Genomic DNA, 14999 nt, shown 5'->3' with positions numbered 1-14999 from the left:
CTTCTCGGCCATCCGCACTCGGCCCAGCGCGGTTCAAGCCGCGGCAGGTTCGTACTCGCCATGAGGGGGCAGGAACCTTAGTTCCACGGAAATATCCGCTTCCAGTCGTTCTTCATGTCGACGACGGTCCAATGATTGACGGCGGCGGCATCGAGCGCCTTGTCGAGGCGCCCGAATTCGGTGTCGCGGTCGTAGGCGTATTCGCGTTCGGCATCGGTATGGTGGACGATCAGCCCGAAGCGGGCGCCTGGCGCCAATGTCGTCCATTGCAGCATCTCGAGGTCCCCGTCGGAATTGCCGAAGGCGGCGATCGGCCTGCGGCCGATATGCTCGTTGATGCCGACGGGCTTGCCGGCCTTGTCGTCGATGAAGTTGACCTGCGGCAGGCGAAAGAGCATCGGCGCCCCGTCCTTCATTTCGAACTGCGTCTTGATCGACGATCCAACGACCTGCTCGGGCGGGACCCCGTATACCCGCTCTGTCCAGGGCCGCATCATCTCGATACCGCCACCCGATACGATGAACGTCTTGAAGCCGTTGGCGCGCAGATAGGAAAGCAGTTCGAGCATCGGCTGATAGACGAGTTCGGTATAGAGCTTCTTGAAACGGGGATCGCGCGCCGCCGTGATCCAATCCGTGACGGTCTTCTGGAACTCGTCGACGCTCATCCCGGCATGGGTAGCCATGATCAACTCAACCAGGCCCTTTTCGCCGGACGCGGCAAGGGCCTTCATGTCGCCTTCCAGCACCGCCTTGAACGGCTGCGTGGTCTTCCACTCCGGATGGTTCGGCGCCTCGGCCTTGACCCGGTCAAGTGCGAAGGCAAGCTGGACATACATCGGATGCTCGGTCCAAAGCGTGCCATCATTGTCGAACACGGCGACGCGTTCCGGCTCAGGCACGAAGTCGGGCGTGCCGTCCGTGGTCACCTTTTTCACGAACGCGACGATCGCCGCTTTCGGCGCGGTGTCGTTCCAGGAAGGCAGCGGATCGGATTGGGCAGCCGCAAGCGACGGTGCCAGAAAGGCCATCGTACAGACGACAACTGCCAATCCGGCCAAGGATTTCAAACGATCGAACATGATCCACCTCAACGCTGGTTGCGTTCCAATCCGGCTAGTTGCTCGACGGCGGGTTCCTGAGCTTTTCCATCGCCTGCTCGACCGAGAAGGAGCCCGGCGCCTGCCGCGGCGGGAACTGCTGGAAGCTCATCAGATGCTGTCCGACGATCGCCTGCGCCGGGACGAGGACGAAAGCGTGCTCGACAAACCAACGCACATAGTCGCCCGCTTCGTGTTGAGCCCGCTCGAACGGGTCGGAGCGGAGATTGAACAGCATAGGCAGGCGAAGCTGGACCATCGGCTGCGCCCAGACGTCGAAGCCGTGCGCCTGCTGTTCCATGAAAACGGCCTTCCATTGCTGGTAGCGCAGGCCGGCAAGATTGCCGTCGTCGGTCCAGTAGAAGAACTCCTTCCGCTTGTCGGAACCCTTGCCGGAGAGAAGATCGCGCTGGTCATAACCGTCGAGATGGACTCGGAAATTCTTGCCCGCGGCCTCGTAACCCGTGAGAAGCTTGGTCTTGATGTCCGGCTCGCCGGCCGCTGCCACAAGCGTCGTCGCCCAGTCCTCCGCGGAAAAGATGTCGTTGATTTCGACGTCCGGCGGCACCAGGCCGGGCCAGCGCACCATTGCGGGCACGCGGTAGCCGCCTTCCCAGTTGGTGTTCTTCTCGCCGCGGAACGGGGTTGTGCCGCCGTCCGGCCAGGAAAACGTCTCGGCCCCGTTGTCCGTCGTGTAGATGACGATCGTATTGTTGGTGATGCCGAGTTCGTCGAGCTTGTTGAGAATCTCGCCGACCTGCCCGTCATGCTCGACCATGCCGTCCGGATAGATGCCAAGCCCGGTCTTGCCCTGCGATTCCGGCTTGAGGCGGGTCCAGATATGCATCCGGCTCGGATTGAACCAGACGAAGAACGGCTTCTTGTCCCGGTTGGCGCGATCGATGAAGTCTTTTGAAGCCGCGAGGAACTCCCCGTCGATCATCTCCATGCGCTTCTTGGTCAGCGGACCGGTGTCTTCGCATTTCTGCTTGCCCCAGGGACCGAAGCGCGGATCGTCGCCGGGGGTGTCGGTGGCGGTCGCCACGCATTTCATCACGCCGCGCGGCCCGAATTGGGCGCGGAAGGCCGGATCCTTCGGATAATCGGGATGTTCCGGCTCATCCTCGGCGTTGAGATGATAGAGGTTGCCGAAGAATTCGTCGAAGCCGTGCACGGTCGGCAGGAATTCATTGCGGTCGCCGAGATGGTTCTTGCCGAACTGGCCGGTCACATAACCCTGCGGCTTCAGCAATTCGGCGATCGTAGGATCTTTGTCCGACAGCCCTTCCTTGGCCGCCGGCAAACCCACCTTCAGCAGCCCGGTCCGCATCGGGCTCTGCCCGGTGATGAAGGCCGCCCGGCCCGCTGTGCAGGATTGCTGGCCATAGTAGTCGGTGAAAATCGCGCCCTCTTTGGCGAGGCGATCGATGTTGGGCGTACGGTATCCCATCATGCCCCGATTGTAGGCGCTGATGTTCCAGTAGCCGATGTCATCGCCCATGATCACGAGGATGTTCGGCTTGGCCTGCTCCTGCGCACCTGCGGAGGGAACCGCGGCTGCGAGGCCGACCATTGCCAATGCGGCGGCCACGCCGGTCGCTAGCAGTTTTTTCATGATCGGTCCCTCCCGTGTCGATTGCCCGCGGAATGCGAAGTCACTGGGAAAGGCGCGCAAATGCGTATGCGTGCCTTGCCAGACGCCCCGCGGTGGCGGAGCGTCCGGCACTGGATGAATCAGTCGTGGCCTGCCTTCATCTGACGGACCTGCGCCATCACCTGCTCCAGATTATAGCTGGCAGGATCCTGTAGCGGCGGGAAGTTGATGTAGGTCTCGAGGTGCTTCAGCCACAATTGCTGGCCGAGCGGCAGGATGTTCCAGTCATAGACATAGGCAGTGGACGGCGAGGCGATGGCACCGCCCATGCCGAAAAGCGTCTTGATCTGCTGTCCGACCGAAGTCTCGAACGGATCGCGCTTGATGTTGACGACCTGCGTCCACGAATAGGGCATTACCCCGTTGATGAAGCCGGCCGGATCGTCGGACACCATCGCAAAGTACATCTTCCAGTTCTTGTAGCGGACCGCCGACGGTTCCTTGCCGGAATAGTACAGGAACGAATCGCGCGCGGATGGCGCCTTGCCTTCCAGGAAGTCGCGCTGGTCGATCCCGTCGAGCGTGGTCTTAACGATCCCCGGATATTGGCCCGCTTCGATCTTCTTCTTCAGTTCGTCGCCCTTCGGACCGCCGGCGATGTTTACGAGCGTCGGCAACCAGTCGAGCGAGGCGAACATGTCGGTCTTGACCGTACCGGGTTCGATATGGCCGGGCCAGCGAACGACCAGCGGTGCCCGCATTCCACCTTCCCAGGTGCTGAGTTTGCCGCCCTTGAACGGAGTCACGCCGCCGTCGGGGAAAGTGATGGTCTCGGCGCCGTTGTCGGTGGTGAAGACCACGATGGTGTTGTCGAGTTCGCCCATCTCCTCGAGCTTCTTCAGCACGTAGCCGATGTTGTCGTCCATCTGCTTCATGCCGGCTTCGTTGACGCCCCAGTCCTTGCCGCCGGGCTCGCCCACCATGTTCAGATACTTGTCCGGCAGCACGGTGGTGATGTGCATGCGCGCCGGGTTGTACCAGACGAAGAACGGCTTCTTGGTCTTTTCCGGATCGTTGCGGTCGAGGAAGTCGATGACCTTGCCGGAAATCTCCTCGTCGATCGTCTTGGAGCGCTCAAGCGTCAGCGGCCCCTCGTCCTTGCACGACTGGTTGGCCGGCGACCCATCGACGGATGCGCAGGCGAGCATCGGGCGTGGCGGCGTCAGGCACGTCGTCGTTTTGGGATCGACCGCGGCGGGATCCTGCGCGATTCCCGGAATCGGCGTGTTTCTGCAAGGCGGTGCGATCCCCTGCTCGGTCGCCGTCTTGTTGATGTCGGGGAAACTCACGCCCTGCATGGCGTCGAGGTGATAGAGATAGCCCCAGAATTCTTGGAATCCGTGCGCGGTCGGCAGGGATTCGGTGGTGTCTCCGAGATGGTTCTTGCCGAACTCGCCCGTATTGTAGCCGAGATCATACAGGAACTTGGCGAGGTGAGGCGTGCCGGCCCTGAGGTAGGACGGGCTTCCCGGTATTTCGGGCAGGACCATGCCGACGCGCACCGGCTGCATGCCGGTGATGAAGGCGGTGCGACCAGCCGTGCAGCTCTGCTCGGCATAGTAGGTCATGAATTTCGCACCCTCTTTGCCGATGCGGTCGATGTTGGGCGTTTCGCCGACCATCAACCCCCCATGGTAGATGCTCGGCTGCATCCAGCCGATGTCATCGCCCATGATGAAGAGGATGTTGGGCTTCTGCGCTTCCTGTGCCTGCGCCGGCGCGCCCCACAGAACCGTCGCGGCGGTCAGGACCGCGATACTGCAATCAAGGACTCTACGACTCATCTTCCTCTCCTCTGGTGGTGGCGGGCAGGATTTCCTCCACGCCGATACGAATAGTTCATTCGTGCGCAAAACCCGGCGGTTGGCACGCCAGTGTTGACCCAACGGTAGTTCCGCCGAAGACTTGGTGATATTGTCCTTTGGGGAAGTCGTCCGGATGCGGATGCCGCGATGTTTGCCGATCAATTTCCCGGCTGAAGTCTGGCTGACCAGGGGACATGCCATGCCGCGCGGTTCGGATATTCGGTCGCGCCGACGCATCTGGTACGCTCTGGGGCTTCTGCTCGCTTCCGCGCTGGTTCTTTTTCCAGACCGCAACCTCGCGGCTGCCGAGATCGCCGGCAGATCCGCCCGGGTGCTGATCCTGTACCCTTACGACGAGAGATTGCCGGCGACATCCATCGCCGGAGAGACCGCGAGAACTCGGCTGCTGGAGGCGAATTCCGGCAAGATCGACCTTTTTTCAGAGTTCCTCGACCTCTCGAGGTTTCCTGAAGACGTCCACGTCGGCCGCATGGTTCGGTATCTGGCCGAGAAATATTCCGATCATCGCCCGGACGTGGTGATCGCGCTGGGGGAACCGTCAACCCGTTTCATCGTCGATCACCGCGAGGCGATAGCGCCGGACGCCAAGATCGTGTTCGTCGGCGTCGAGCGAGACAGCGCCGCCAAACTCAACCTGCCGGCCGATGTCATCGGGGCATTCAGCGATTTCGACATAGCCAAGACGCTCGAGCTTGCCCGCTCGCTTCAGCCCGCCGCCAAGCATCTTTTCGTCGTCGGCGGCTCGGCGAGTTTCGACCGTTCATGGCTCGCCAGTGCCCGAACCGACCTTGCGGCTGCGGCGAAAGACTACAACACCACCTATCTGGAAGGTCTTACGATCGACGAATTCGTGGATCGCGCCTCCCGCTTGCCTGCCGACAGCATCGTCCTTTTCCTGACAATCTTCGCGGACAGCACCGGCCGAAACTTTCTTCCAAAGGACGCCGTCGGACTTGTGGCGGCCAAGGCCAGCGCGCCGATCTACGGTCCGTATGACACCTATATCGGCCATGGCGTTGTCGGGGGGAACGCGGCCACGTTCGAATCGATGGGCACCGCGGTCGCCGGGCTGGCCCTGGATGCGCTCGCGGGAAAGCCGATCGCCGATGTCGATGTGCCGTACACCTTCTTTGCCGATGCGAGGCAGTTGAAGCGTTGGGGTCTTTCCGAAAGCGCGCTTCCTCCGGGCACCGCCCTGAGCTTCAAGGAGCCGAGCATCTGGGAAGAATACTGGCCTCTGATAACCGGCGTCCTGGTGGTCGTCGCGTTGCAGGCCATCATCATCACGGGGCTGCTTGTCGAACGGCGCCGGCGTCGCGCCGCCGAAAGCGAATCCCGGTTGCGCCTGCTCGAACTTGTCCATCTCAACCAGTCCGCGACCGCGGGTGCGCTTTCGGCATCCATCGCTCACGAACTCAACCAGCCGCTGGGCGCCATCCTCAGCAATGCCGAGGCGGCGGAGGCCATTCTTCGAAGACCCGCCCCGGACCTGGATCTCATTCAGCAGATTCTGGTGGACATCAGAAACGACGACGAACGGGCCGGCAACATCATCCGCCGCCTTCGCGGGCTGCTCAAGAAAAGGAATGCCATCGATTGGCAGGAGTTCGACCTCAACGAGGTCGTCGACAGCGCCATCACCATCCTCCATGCCGAGGCCGCGAAGAAACGGGTGGCCGTCAGCGCCGAGCAATCGAAGCGCAGGCTGCCGGTTCGCGCAGACATGGTCCATCTCCAGCAAGTCGTCCTCAACGTCGCAACCAACGCGATGGACGCCATGGTCGACGCCGCGACAGGCGACCGGAAGCTGGTTCTGCAGACTGCGCTACACGGCGAGACAAAGGTCGAGATGTCTATTTCGGACACGGGCCGGGGTATTCCGAAAGAGCGCCTCGACAGCATCTTCGACGCGTTCTACACAACCAAACCCAATGGAACAGGGCTCGGTCTCTCCATAGCGCGCGCGATCGTGGAAACCTACGGCGGGAAGATCTGGGCGGACAATCGTGCCGGCGGCGGCGCCGTGTTCCGAATAATTCTGCCGCTCGTCCAGCCGATCTGAACTCATGGAACCGTGTATCCACATCATCGATGATGACAAATCTTTTCGAACGGCGCTTGGCCGTCTTGTCGAAGCGTCCGGCTACTGGGTGAGTTGCTACGAATCCGGAGAGGCGTTTCTGGCAAGCCTGCCGGCATCCGAAGCTGGCTGCATCCTTCTCGACCTGCGGATGCCTGGGCTGAGCGGGACGGAGTTGCAGGCAAGGCTCGTGCAGGCCGCGCCGCTGCTGCCCGTGGTCTTTCTGACGGGCCAAGGCACCATCGCCGCCAGCGTCCAGGCGATGAAGGCCGGCGCCGATGATTTTCTCGAGAAACCCGTCTCCGCAAGTACCTTGCGGGACGCAATCGACCACGCGCTCGTCCAGAACGGCAAGCGACGGGCCGGGCGCGAACAGATCCAGGGACTGCGGGCCAGGGTGTCGAACCTGACGCCCAGGGAAATCCAGGTTTTTGATCTCGTCGTGCGCGGCAAGCGGAACAAGCAGGTTGCGCATGACCTGAAGACCTCTGAGCGAACGATCAAGGCGCACCGGCACAACATCATGGAAAAATTGAACGTAACCTCGCTGGCCGAGATGGTGTCCATCGCCGAGAGGCTGGGGCGCATGGAACCGGCCTACGCGGTTGTCGATCCGAGCCCGGCTTCTTCCCCAAAGGCCAATATCCCCAGCCGCTGAGGCGGCTCACAATCCGAAAGTCTTGAGGCTGCACGGCCGTCAGCTCTTTGAGGAGCGGAATGGAAAACCCGCCACGCACAGTGGCTATCGTGGAAGACGACCCGAGCATGCGAAGGAGCATCGAGCGGTTGCTGAACGCGCACGGCTATCAGACCCTGGGTTACGAATCGGCGGAAACATTTCTGGAAGCGGAGTCCACCGGCACGCTCGGCTGTCTGGTGCTCGACATTCATCTGGGCGACATGTCGGGCATCCTGTTGCGGCGGCACCTGTCGAGCGTCGGTTCCGCCTTGCCGGTCATCTTCATCACCGCCGTCGACGACGAAGCTGTCGAGGCGCAAGCCCTGGAAGCCGGTTGCCTCGCCTATCTACACAAGCCGTTCGCAGCCAAGCTTCTGCTTTCAGCCGTCGGCCTGGCCATGCCGGAACCATAGGAGATTCCCGAACCTGTATCGCTCGGGTCACATCGGGGGATAATCGGCGTGCGAAGGCAACATCCCTCCCACAATGCCAATGTCTGTCGGTCAAACCCTGAGCTAGTCTATGGCGATTCGGGCGAATGACCTGCCATGGCCCAGCGGAGGGACAGTTGCAAAAACGATTTCCGATGAAAATCCCCGCACTCTGCCTCTTTGCCAGCGCCTTGTTCGCAGTCCCGGCGCACGCCGCGGATGTCATCTCGGCAACCGCGCCGGAAGCAAAACCGGCCGTTTCCGATCGATGGACCTTCTCGGTCACCCCCTATTTCTGGGCGGCCGGCCTTTCGGGGGAAACGAGCCAATTCGGCCTTCCGGTCGTCAGCATCGACTCCGATTTCAGCGACATCCTGAAAAACCTGGATTTCGCGGCGATGGTGATCGGCGATGCCCGGTACGATCGCTTCAGCATCTTCGGCGACATCATCTACACCAAGCTGTCGGCCGGCGGGGATACGCCTCGGGGCCTGCTTGCCTCGTCCGTCGACGTCACCTCGGAAACGTTTGCCGGGCTGTTGGGGGCCGGCTATTCGCTGCTCGAAGGCCCTTCCGGACGCCTGGATGTTGTCGGCGGCATTCGGGTCTGGTCGGTGGATACCAATATTTCCTTCAACGGGGCGTTGCTGGATGGCCGGTCCTTCAATGACGGGGCGACCTGGGTTGACGGCCTCGTCGGCGTTCGCGGCAACTACTCGTTTACGCCACAATTCTATTTCACGGGTTGGGCTCTTGTCGGTGCCGGCGGCGCCGACGTCGACTGGGACGTTGCCGGCGGCCTGGGCTACCGGATCAACGACCGGTTTTCCGCTACGCTCGGCTACAGGGCTCTGGGCGTCGACTACAGCGACGACGGATTTCTGTTCGACGTCGTGGAGCAGGGTCCGATCGTGGGCCTGACGATCCGGTTCTAGCTACGGAGCCGTTAAGGCGTCTCGGGAATCTGCCTTGAGCCAGCCGCCGAATCTCGGCGACTTTCCGGCGAACTCGCCGGAGAGCATTCAATGGCATGGACAGGCGCAATCGGACGCTGTCGGCAAAAACAGTGCGGATCGTCGTGTTGGACGTCGCACCGAGGGCCAACCGACGTTGAACCTCGACAGACCTACAGCCTGTCCCCGCCGCTCCGCCCCGGCGGCGGGCCGATGTAGCGTGCGCGGGGGCGGATGAGCACTTGCGAGGCGAGCTGCTCGATGGCATGCGCGACCCAACCGGCGCAGCGCGCGATGGCGAACAGCGCACTCTCATGGCCGACTGGCAGGCCGAACATCCGCATCATTACCGCGAAGGCGAAATCGATATTCGGATAGAGGCCCGTCGCCTCGATGATCCGGGCGGGCACCTCGACGGCGAGGCGTGGATCGGCGCCGGCCACGGCAAGTGCCGCCAGCAAGCTGTCGGCGCGCGGGTCGCCGTTCTTGTAGATTGTGTGACCGAAACCCGGAATGCGGTCGCCCATCGCGATGTGCCGGCGGACTTTGGCGGCCAGGTCGCCTTCGGCCAGGTCGGCGACCATGTGGGCGGCAAGTGGCCCGGCGCCGCCATGTTTCGGGCCTTTCAGCGCGACGAGGCCGGCAATGATCGCGTCATAAAGATTGAGCCCGGTCGAAACCGCGCAGCGCACGGTGTAGGTCGAGGCGTTCAGTTCGTGGTCCGCGACCAGCACGAGGCCGCGGCGGAACAGGTCGGCGGCCGCCTTGTTACCTGGCGTCCAACTGTCGGCGATCTGCCGGTGCAGCGGCAGTACGGACGGCTCGCTGCCCAGGATGCTCGCGGCGAGCAGGCGCATGACGCGCGCGCCCACCTCCGCGCGGCCGTCGCGCGATCGGTTGAAGGCGCGAGGATCGGCATCGCCGGCCAGCGCGAGGATTGCCGCCGCGCGGGACAGCGCGGCTTCGTTCGCTGTCGCGGCCGCGACGGCGCGCATGGCGGCGCTGATCACCGGCAGGTTGGCGGCGGAAAACGGGTCCCATCCGCTGATGTCCCATAGCAGTGTCGCCGTCTGTTCGAGCGTCGCGTGCTCGGACAGCGCCACGGCATGGACGCCGCGATAGATCGAGCCCTCGTCGGTGATGGTGCAGATGGCGGAATCCAGCACAGGCGGGTCGGCCTCGCCGCCACGCGCGGCCGCGCCTGGAGTACGGCGGTTTCGCAACGCGCGCACATCGTCGGCACGGTAGCGTTTCGCACGCGAGTCCGTGGACGGCTCCGAGCGGATCAGGCCGCGGCTGACATAGGCGTAGAGGCTGGCCGCCGAGATCGACAGTTCGGACGCCGCTTCCCGCGCGGAGAGGTAAAGTGTTTCGCCGGATTTCTTCATATTGATCAAGCTAATCAAGATTGATCAATATGAAAAGTCCCCTCATGCTGTTGCGGTGCAGCAAGGAGAAAAGACGATGACGATCCATCAGACCTCCACGGCGGGGCTCGACGGAGTCGAGGCCGCGGTGACGATGCTTTCCCATGTCAATGGCGAGGCCGGCGAGTTGGTGATCGCGGGCAGCCGCGTCGGCGAGTTGGCGTCGGAAAGCAGTTTCGAGGGCGTCGTGGCCCGGCTGTGGTCGGCCGCCAGTGCCGGTGAGACTGCCGAGGCCGACGTGCGAGCCGCACTCGGACAGGCCCGGCTACGTGCCTTCCGCCGTCTGCCCGACATATTGCCGGCAACGCGCGGCCTGCCGATCATGGATGGTTTCCGCGCCGCCGTCGCCGCGATCGGGCCGGAGGACGGATTGTCGCCCGAGGTAACGCTTGTCGGCGCGCTGCCGGTGCTGGCGGCGGCGCTCGTGCGCCAGGCGGCGGGCAAAAATCCGGTTGCGCCCGACGCCACCCTCGGCGAAGCGGCCGACCTGCTCCGAATGCTGCGCGGCGAAGCGGCGTCAACCGCCGAGGCACGGGCGCTGGACGCCTATCTGGTGACGGTGAGCGACCACGGCATGAATGCCTCGACCTTCGCGGCGCGTGTCGTCGCCTCTACCCAGGCCAATCTGTTCATGTCGGTAACCGCGGCCTATTGCGCTCTGAGCGGCCCGCTGCATGGTGGCGCGCCCGGACCTGTCCTCGACATGCTGGACGCCATCGGCACGCGCGAAAACATCGCACCGTGGGTGGATGCCGCGCTCGCGCGGGGCGACCGGCTGATGGGCTTCGGCCATCGCATCTACAAGGTGCGCGATCCGCGCGCCGACGTGCTGAAGCGCGCCGTCGACAGGCTCGGTGTGTCGAAGGCCGATCTCGGCCTGGCAGCCGAGGTGGAGGACTATGCGCGCATGGCCCTGGAAAAGGCGAAACCCGGTCGGCGGCTGGACACCAATGTCGAGTTTTATACGGCGATCCTGCTCGACGCGCTCAAGATACCGCGCGACGCCTTCACACCGATCTTCGCGGCCGCCCGTGCCGCCGGCTGGACCGCGCATGCGATCGAACAGCAGCGAACCGGTCGCCTGCTGCGTCCGTCCTCGGTATATGTCGGGCCGATGCCCGCATAGGCTGGTGGTGCCGGCGAAGGCAGTCTCGCCGTCACGGAACTTTCCGTGACGCCTCCCCCGTTTCGCGGGGGAGGCGCCAAAGGTGACACATCGAGAGCAAGCCGCCTAGATGACCGTGAAATCGGCGGCGCTGAGGCTCAGGCCCGGCGTGAGCACGGCGAACTTGATCGCCGCGAAATCCGTACCCGTGCCGTCCGCGTCATAGAACAGCGAGCCGGTGCTGGAGTTGTAGATGATGCGGTCGTCCGCGTCTCTCGCGGCCAGGAAATTGTCCTTGAATGCCGAAGCGTCCAATGCTCCGAGCCCTAGTGCGCTGAAGATCGCATCGTCCAACGCAATCTGGTCGTCGACAGCGTTGAAGTCGGCGATTTTATCGACATTGCCGGCGCCGAGTGGGGTCGAGAAACGGAATGTATCCGAGCCACCCATGCCGGCCAGCACATCGTTGCCGCCTGCGCCGTCAAGCACATTGGCGCCCTCGTTGCCGCGCACCAACTGCCTGATCTCGTTGCCGGTCAGGTTGATGGCCGAGGTGCCGTTCAGGGAAGTGGTGTTGAGGTATTCGGCACTGACGCCATTGGCCAGCACATAGTCGACGCCGGCGCTGACACGGTCATTGCCGCCACCCGCGCCCTCGATGACCGTCGTGCCGGCATTGTAGACGGCATAGGTGTCGTTTCCGTCACGGCCGATCAGCGTGTCGGCCGCACCCACGCCGCCGTCGTTAAGAACGTTGTTGCCGGCATCGCCGCTCAACGAATCGGCGAACTGCGATCCGGTCAGGTTCTCGACGCCGGTAAACGTGTCGCCCACGGCGTCGCCGCCACTGGCGTTGTTGAGCTGGAGATCGACCGTGACGGCCGCGGCCGAACCGCGGTAGCTGGCCGTATCGCTGCCGGAACTGCCTTGCAGCGAATCGGCGCCCGCGCCGCCGGTCAGCACGTCATTGCCGGCGCCGCCAAGGAGGATGTCGTTGCCGCCCTCGCCGGCGATCTTGTCGTTGCCGCCCTGGCCGTTGATGGTGTTCGCCGCCACGCTTCCGGTCAGGGTGTCGCCGCCCGTGTTGGAGCCGATCAGGTTGACGATGCCCATCAGATTGTCGCCCTCGGCGTCGCCGCCGAAGCCCTGCGAGGCACCGGTCAACTGGACGTTGATGCCCAGGATCGGCAAGGTGAGGCTGACGAGCGTCGACAGGTCGATGGTCACACCGGCGGTGGACGTCGTGTAGTCGGCCGCGTCAATGCCCGAAAGCGTGACCACGCCGGCTGCGTTGAGCAGACCGCCGATAATCACGTCCGCGCCCGCCCCGCCGCGGATCACGTCGTCGCCAGACCAGCCGATTGCGATATCGTCACCGCCGAGCGCATCGACGAAATCGTTCCCGATGGCTTGTACAGGTCCGATGATGAGATCGGGCAATATTTCTGCGCTGTTGGAACCGGTGAATGTGGCCATGGAACTACTCCTTGTGGTTGTTGCCGCGGAAAGATTGGCTTGCCACGCGTGACCATCCCTGAAATGCGAAAAACCCTCTTTGGTTGTATTAGGTTGTACTTTAGCGAGTTCCCGATCGCATCGACCATAAACTGGTTCGAAACAGAGGCGGCGAGGTTCGGAAGGCAGGACAACAGATAGCCGGAACCCGCACGGCTTTGCCGCCATGCTCACCGGCTTGGAGAGAACCTTCGACCAGCCGCTAATTGCATCGATCCGCGGTCGCGTGTCATCATGCAGGAATGGCCCGGCTGACGTTTACCATCTGCATGATGCTGTCCCTGCTCCCGCTGCCGGCACAGGCGCAGGAGCGCGTGCCGGTCGATGTGCAACTGGTGCTCGGGGCGGATATCTCCGCTTCCATGACGCCGGATGAATTGAAGGTTCAGCGCGAAGGCTACGCGGCGGCACTGACGGACGACGCCGTGCTGAACGCCATCCGGTCAGGCGCCTATGGCAAGATCGCCGTCACCTATTTCGAATGGGCCGGCGTGACCTCGCAGAACGTCGTCGTACCGTGGACGGTCATCGCCGCGCCGGCGGATGCGGAGGCGGTTGCGCGAGGGATAGCCGTGCCTCCGACTTGGCAGTCGCGTCGCACGTCGATTTCCGGCGCGATGAATTTCGCGGCCGGCCTGCTGGACGCCAGTCCTTACAAGGGCATCAAGCGCGTCATCGATCTGTCGGGCGACGGTGCCAACAATGAGGGTCCGCCGCTGGTCGAGACGCGCGACGCCATCACGGCGCAAGGCATCACCATCAACGGCCTGCCCGTAATGACCGCCGACGCCGCGCCACAACCCTACGACGTGCCGAACCTCGACAAGTATTTCAGTGAATGCGTGATCGGCGGCCCGGCCGCCTTCGTCATGCCCGTGCATGAATGGGAGCAGTTTCCCGAGGCGATCCGCCGAAAGCTGCTTCTGGAACTGGCGATCCGCCCGCAAGATCCCGGACGCAGGCCGCCGGTCATGCTGATCCAGGCCAAACCGGCCTATGACTGCCTGATCGGCGAGAAGCTGTGGCGGCAGGACGACCGCAAGCATTTTTTCAATCCCGAGAACGATTATCGCCGCCGCGGCACGCCGTGACGCTCCTCCTACGAAACCCTTGCTGGCCAAGAACGGGAGGATCATAGTGGCTGGCGGCAGGTGGCGATAAACGGGCGCCGGACCTGCCTTTTCGCTGTGTCGCGGCGCCAGAGGGAGGTGCAACGTGACCACTTACGTGCTTCTGATGAACTGGACAGAACAGGGCGTTAAGGCGGTGCGCGAGTCGCCGAAGCGGCTCGATGCCGCCAGGAAGGAGTTGGCCGACATGGGCGGCTCTTTCAAGGAGTTCTTTCTCACAATGGGCGACTACGACATGGTCGCCGTCTGCGAGGCGCCGGACGACGCCGTAATGGCGCGCTTCGCGCTGAAGACCGGCTCAGCCGGCAACGTGCGCACCCGCACGCTGAAGGCGTTTCCGGAAAGCGCCTATCGCGAGGTCATAAACTCGCTCAGCTAGGTGCGCCGGCCAGCAGGGGTTTGACGGCTTGACATTGGCCGTATCTACTGCGGCCCGCCCACGCCCGAGGCCGTCATGTCCATCGAATTCCTGCTGACCACACTGATCATCGTCGCCTCGCCGGGCACAGGCGTCGTCTATACGCTCGCCGCCGGCCTTTCGCGCGGCGGGCGCGCCAGCGTGCTGGCGGCATTCGCCTGCACGCTGGGCATCGTGCCGCATCTGGTCGCGGCGCTGAGCGGACTGGCCGCCCTGCTCCATGCCAGCGCGCTCGCCTTCGAAATCGTCAAATATCTTGGCGTCGCCTATCTGCTCTGGATGGCCTGGCAAAGCCTGCGCGAACACGGCGCGCTGAAGATCGACGCGAAGCCGGATCGACGCTCGGCCCGGCAAGTGATCGTCGACGGCATATTGCTCAACCTGCTGAACCCGAAACTGTCGATCTTCTTCGTCGCCTTCCTGCCGCAATTCATCGCGCCGGCGGAACCGCATGTGCTCATGCGGATGCTGGAATTGTCCGGCATATTCATGCTCGCCACCTTCCTCATCTTCTCGCTCTACGGCCTCTGCGCGGCGGCGGTGCGAGATAAAATCGTCGGCAGCGCGCGGGTGATGACCTGGATGCGGCGCACCTTCGCGGCGGCCTTTGTGATGCTGGGCGCGAGGCTGGCGTTGACGGAGCGGTGAGGCGGTCGCGGCTTCGCGCACATTATGGTAGTC

The 14999-nt window shown here is 63.3% G+C and carries 13 protein-coding genes; 8 read left to right on the top strand and 5 right to left on the bottom strand.

From position 1 onward, the window contains the following. Positions 1-77: 77 nt before the first annotated feature. From ABMA59_RS01445 to ABMA59_RS01435, 3 genes are all read right to left on the bottom strand, one after another. Positions 78-1082 (bottom strand): HAD family hydrolase, encoded by a 1005-nt coding sequence (locus ABMA59_RS01445; protein ID WP_425475854.1) that lies wholly within the window; start codon positions 1080-1082, stop codon positions 78-80. Between the two features lie 34 nt (positions 1083-1116). Next, positions 1117-2715, bottom strand: a complete 1599-nt coding sequence (locus ABMA59_RS01440; RefSeq protein WP_349003511.1) for an arylsulfatase — start codon at positions 2713-2715, stop codon at positions 1117-1119. 119 nt (positions 2716-2834) lie between these two features. Further along, positions 2835-4538 (bottom strand): arylsulfatase, encoded by a 1704-nt coding sequence (locus ABMA59_RS01435; protein ID WP_349003510.1) that lies wholly within the window; start codon positions 4536-4538, stop codon positions 2835-2837. A gap of 220 nt (positions 4539-4758) precedes the next feature. Between ABMA59_RS01435 and ABMA59_RS01430 the strand changes: the two genes are divergently transcribed. The 4 genes from ABMA59_RS01430 (at position 4759) to ABMA59_RS01415 (ending at position 8705) form a co-directional block, all read left to right on the top strand. Next, positions 4759-6642 carry a sensor histidine kinase gene (locus ABMA59_RS01430; RefSeq protein ID WP_349003918.1) on the top strand — a complete coding sequence of 628 codons (1884 nt, stop codon included), beginning with the start codon at positions 4759-4761 and terminating at the stop codon, positions 6640-6642. A gap of 4 nt (positions 6643-6646) precedes the next feature. Then, a complete protein-coding gene (locus ABMA59_RS01425; protein ID WP_349003509.1) occupies positions 6647-7318 on the top strand; it encodes a response regulator transcription factor in 672 nt (223 codons plus the stop codon). A gap of 59 nt (positions 7319-7377) precedes the next feature. Then, on the top strand, positions 7378-7752 hold the full coding sequence (locus ABMA59_RS01420; protein WP_349003508.1) for a response regulator transcription factor: 375 nt from the start codon (positions 7378-7380) through the stop codon (positions 7750-7752). A 173-nt stretch (positions 7753-7925) separates the two neighbouring features. Then, positions 7926-8705 carry a hypothetical protein gene (locus ABMA59_RS01415; RefSeq protein ID WP_349003507.1) on the top strand — a complete coding sequence of 260 codons (780 nt, stop codon included), beginning with the start codon at positions 7926-7928 and terminating at the stop codon, positions 8703-8705. A 191-nt stretch (positions 8706-8896) separates the two neighbouring features. On the opposite strand, the gene ABMA59_RS01410 is transcribed toward ABMA59_RS01415, so the two are convergent. After that, on the bottom strand, positions 8897-10111 hold the full coding sequence (locus ABMA59_RS01410; protein WP_349003506.1) for a citrate synthase family protein: 1215 nt from the start codon (positions 10109-10111) through the stop codon (positions 8897-8899). Positions 10112-10187: 76 nt separating this feature from the next. Here ABMA59_RS01410 and ABMA59_RS01405 point away from each other — a divergent pair, with 76 nt between their 5' ends. After that, positions 10188-11276 carry a citrate synthase/methylcitrate synthase gene (locus ABMA59_RS01405; RefSeq protein WP_349003505.1) on the top strand — a complete coding sequence of 363 codons (1089 nt, stop codon included), beginning with the start codon at positions 10188-10190 and terminating at the stop codon, positions 11274-11276. Positions 11277-11381: 105 nt separating this feature from the next. Here the strand turns inward: ABMA59_RS01405 and ABMA59_RS01400 are convergent, their stop codons facing one another. Beyond that, positions 11382-12731: a calcium-binding protein gene (locus ABMA59_RS01400; protein WP_349003504.1), complete on the bottom strand. Its 1350-nt coding sequence runs from the start codon at positions 12729-12731 to the stop codon at positions 11382-11384. 281 nt (positions 12732-13012) lie between these two features. Here ABMA59_RS01400 and ABMA59_RS01395 point away from each other — a divergent pair, with 281 nt between their 5' ends. The 3 genes from ABMA59_RS01395 (at position 13013) to ABMA59_RS01385 (ending at position 14966) form a co-directional block, all read left to right on the top strand. Then, the gene (locus tag ABMA59_RS01395; protein WP_349003503.1) at positions 13013-13861 is read left to right on the top strand and encodes a DUF1194 domain-containing protein; all 849 of its coding nucleotides are present in this window, start codon (positions 13013-13015) and stop codon (positions 13859-13861) included. A 124-nt stretch (positions 13862-13985) separates the two neighbouring features. Then, positions 13986-14279: a GYD domain-containing protein gene (locus tag ABMA59_RS01390; protein ID WP_349003502.1), complete on the top strand. Its 294-nt coding sequence runs from the start codon at positions 13986-13988 to the stop codon at positions 14277-14279. 75 nt (positions 14280-14354) lie between these two features. After that, positions 14355-14966, top strand: coding sequence for a LysE family translocator (locus ABMA59_RS01385; RefSeq protein ID WP_349003501.1), 612 nt, complete (start codon positions 14355-14357; stop codon positions 14964-14966). Positions 14967-14999 lie beyond the last annotated feature (33 nt).

This window comes from Mesorhizobium yinganensis (assembly GCF_040081985.1).
Classification (GTDB): Bacteria; Pseudomonadota; Alphaproteobacteria; order Rhizobiales; family Rhizobiaceae; genus Kumtagia; species Kumtagia yinganensis.
Note: the sequence above shows the minus strand (reverse complement) of the source record. Positions and strands in the feature narration are given on the sequence as shown.

Bases quoted from the DNA above. Each gene is read 5' to 3' on its own strand.
- ABMA59_RS01445 (WP_425475854.1), bottom strand. From the start codon at position 1,082: ATGTTCGATCGTTTGAAATCCTTGGCCGGATTGGCAGTTGTCGTCTGT.
- ABMA59_RS01440 (WP_349003511.1), bottom strand. From the start codon at position 2,715: ATGAAAAAACTGCTAGCGACCGGCGTGGCCGCCGCATTGGCAATGGTC.
- ABMA59_RS01435 (WP_349003510.1), bottom strand. From the start codon at position 4,538: ATGAGTCGTAGAGTCCTTGATTGCAGTATCGCGGTCCTGACCGCCGCG.
- ABMA59_RS01430 (WP_349003918.1), top strand. From the start codon at position 4,759: ATGCCGCGCGGTTCGGATATTCGGTCGCGCCGACGCATCTGGTACGCT.
- ABMA59_RS01425 (WP_349003509.1), top strand. From the start codon at position 6,647: ATGGAACCGTGTATCCACATCATCGATGATGACAAATCTTTTCGAACG.
- ABMA59_RS01420 (WP_349003508.1), top strand. From the start codon at position 7,378: ATGGAAAACCCGCCACGCACAGTGGCTATCGTGGAAGACGACCCGAGC.
- ABMA59_RS01415 (WP_349003507.1), top strand. From the start codon at position 7,926: ATGAAAATCCCCGCACTCTGCCTCTTTGCCAGCGCCTTGTTCGCAGTC.
- ABMA59_RS01410 (WP_349003506.1), bottom strand. From the start codon at position 10,111: ATGAAGAAATCCGGCGAAACACTTTACCTCTCCGCGCGGGAAGCGGCG.
- ABMA59_RS01405 (WP_349003505.1), top strand. From the start codon at position 10,188: ATGACGATCCATCAGACCTCCACGGCGGGGCTCGACGGAGTCGAGGCC.
- ABMA59_RS01400 (WP_349003504.1), bottom strand. From the start codon at position 12,731: ATGGCCACATTCACCGGTTCCAACAGCGCAGAAATATTGCCCGATCTC.
- ABMA59_RS01395 (WP_349003503.1), top strand. From the start codon at position 13,013: ATGGCCCGGCTGACGTTTACCATCTGCATGATGCTGTCCCTGCTCCCG.
- ABMA59_RS01385 (WP_349003501.1), top strand. From the start codon at position 14,355: ATGTCCATCGAATTCCTGCTGACCACACTGATCATCGTCGCCTCGCCG.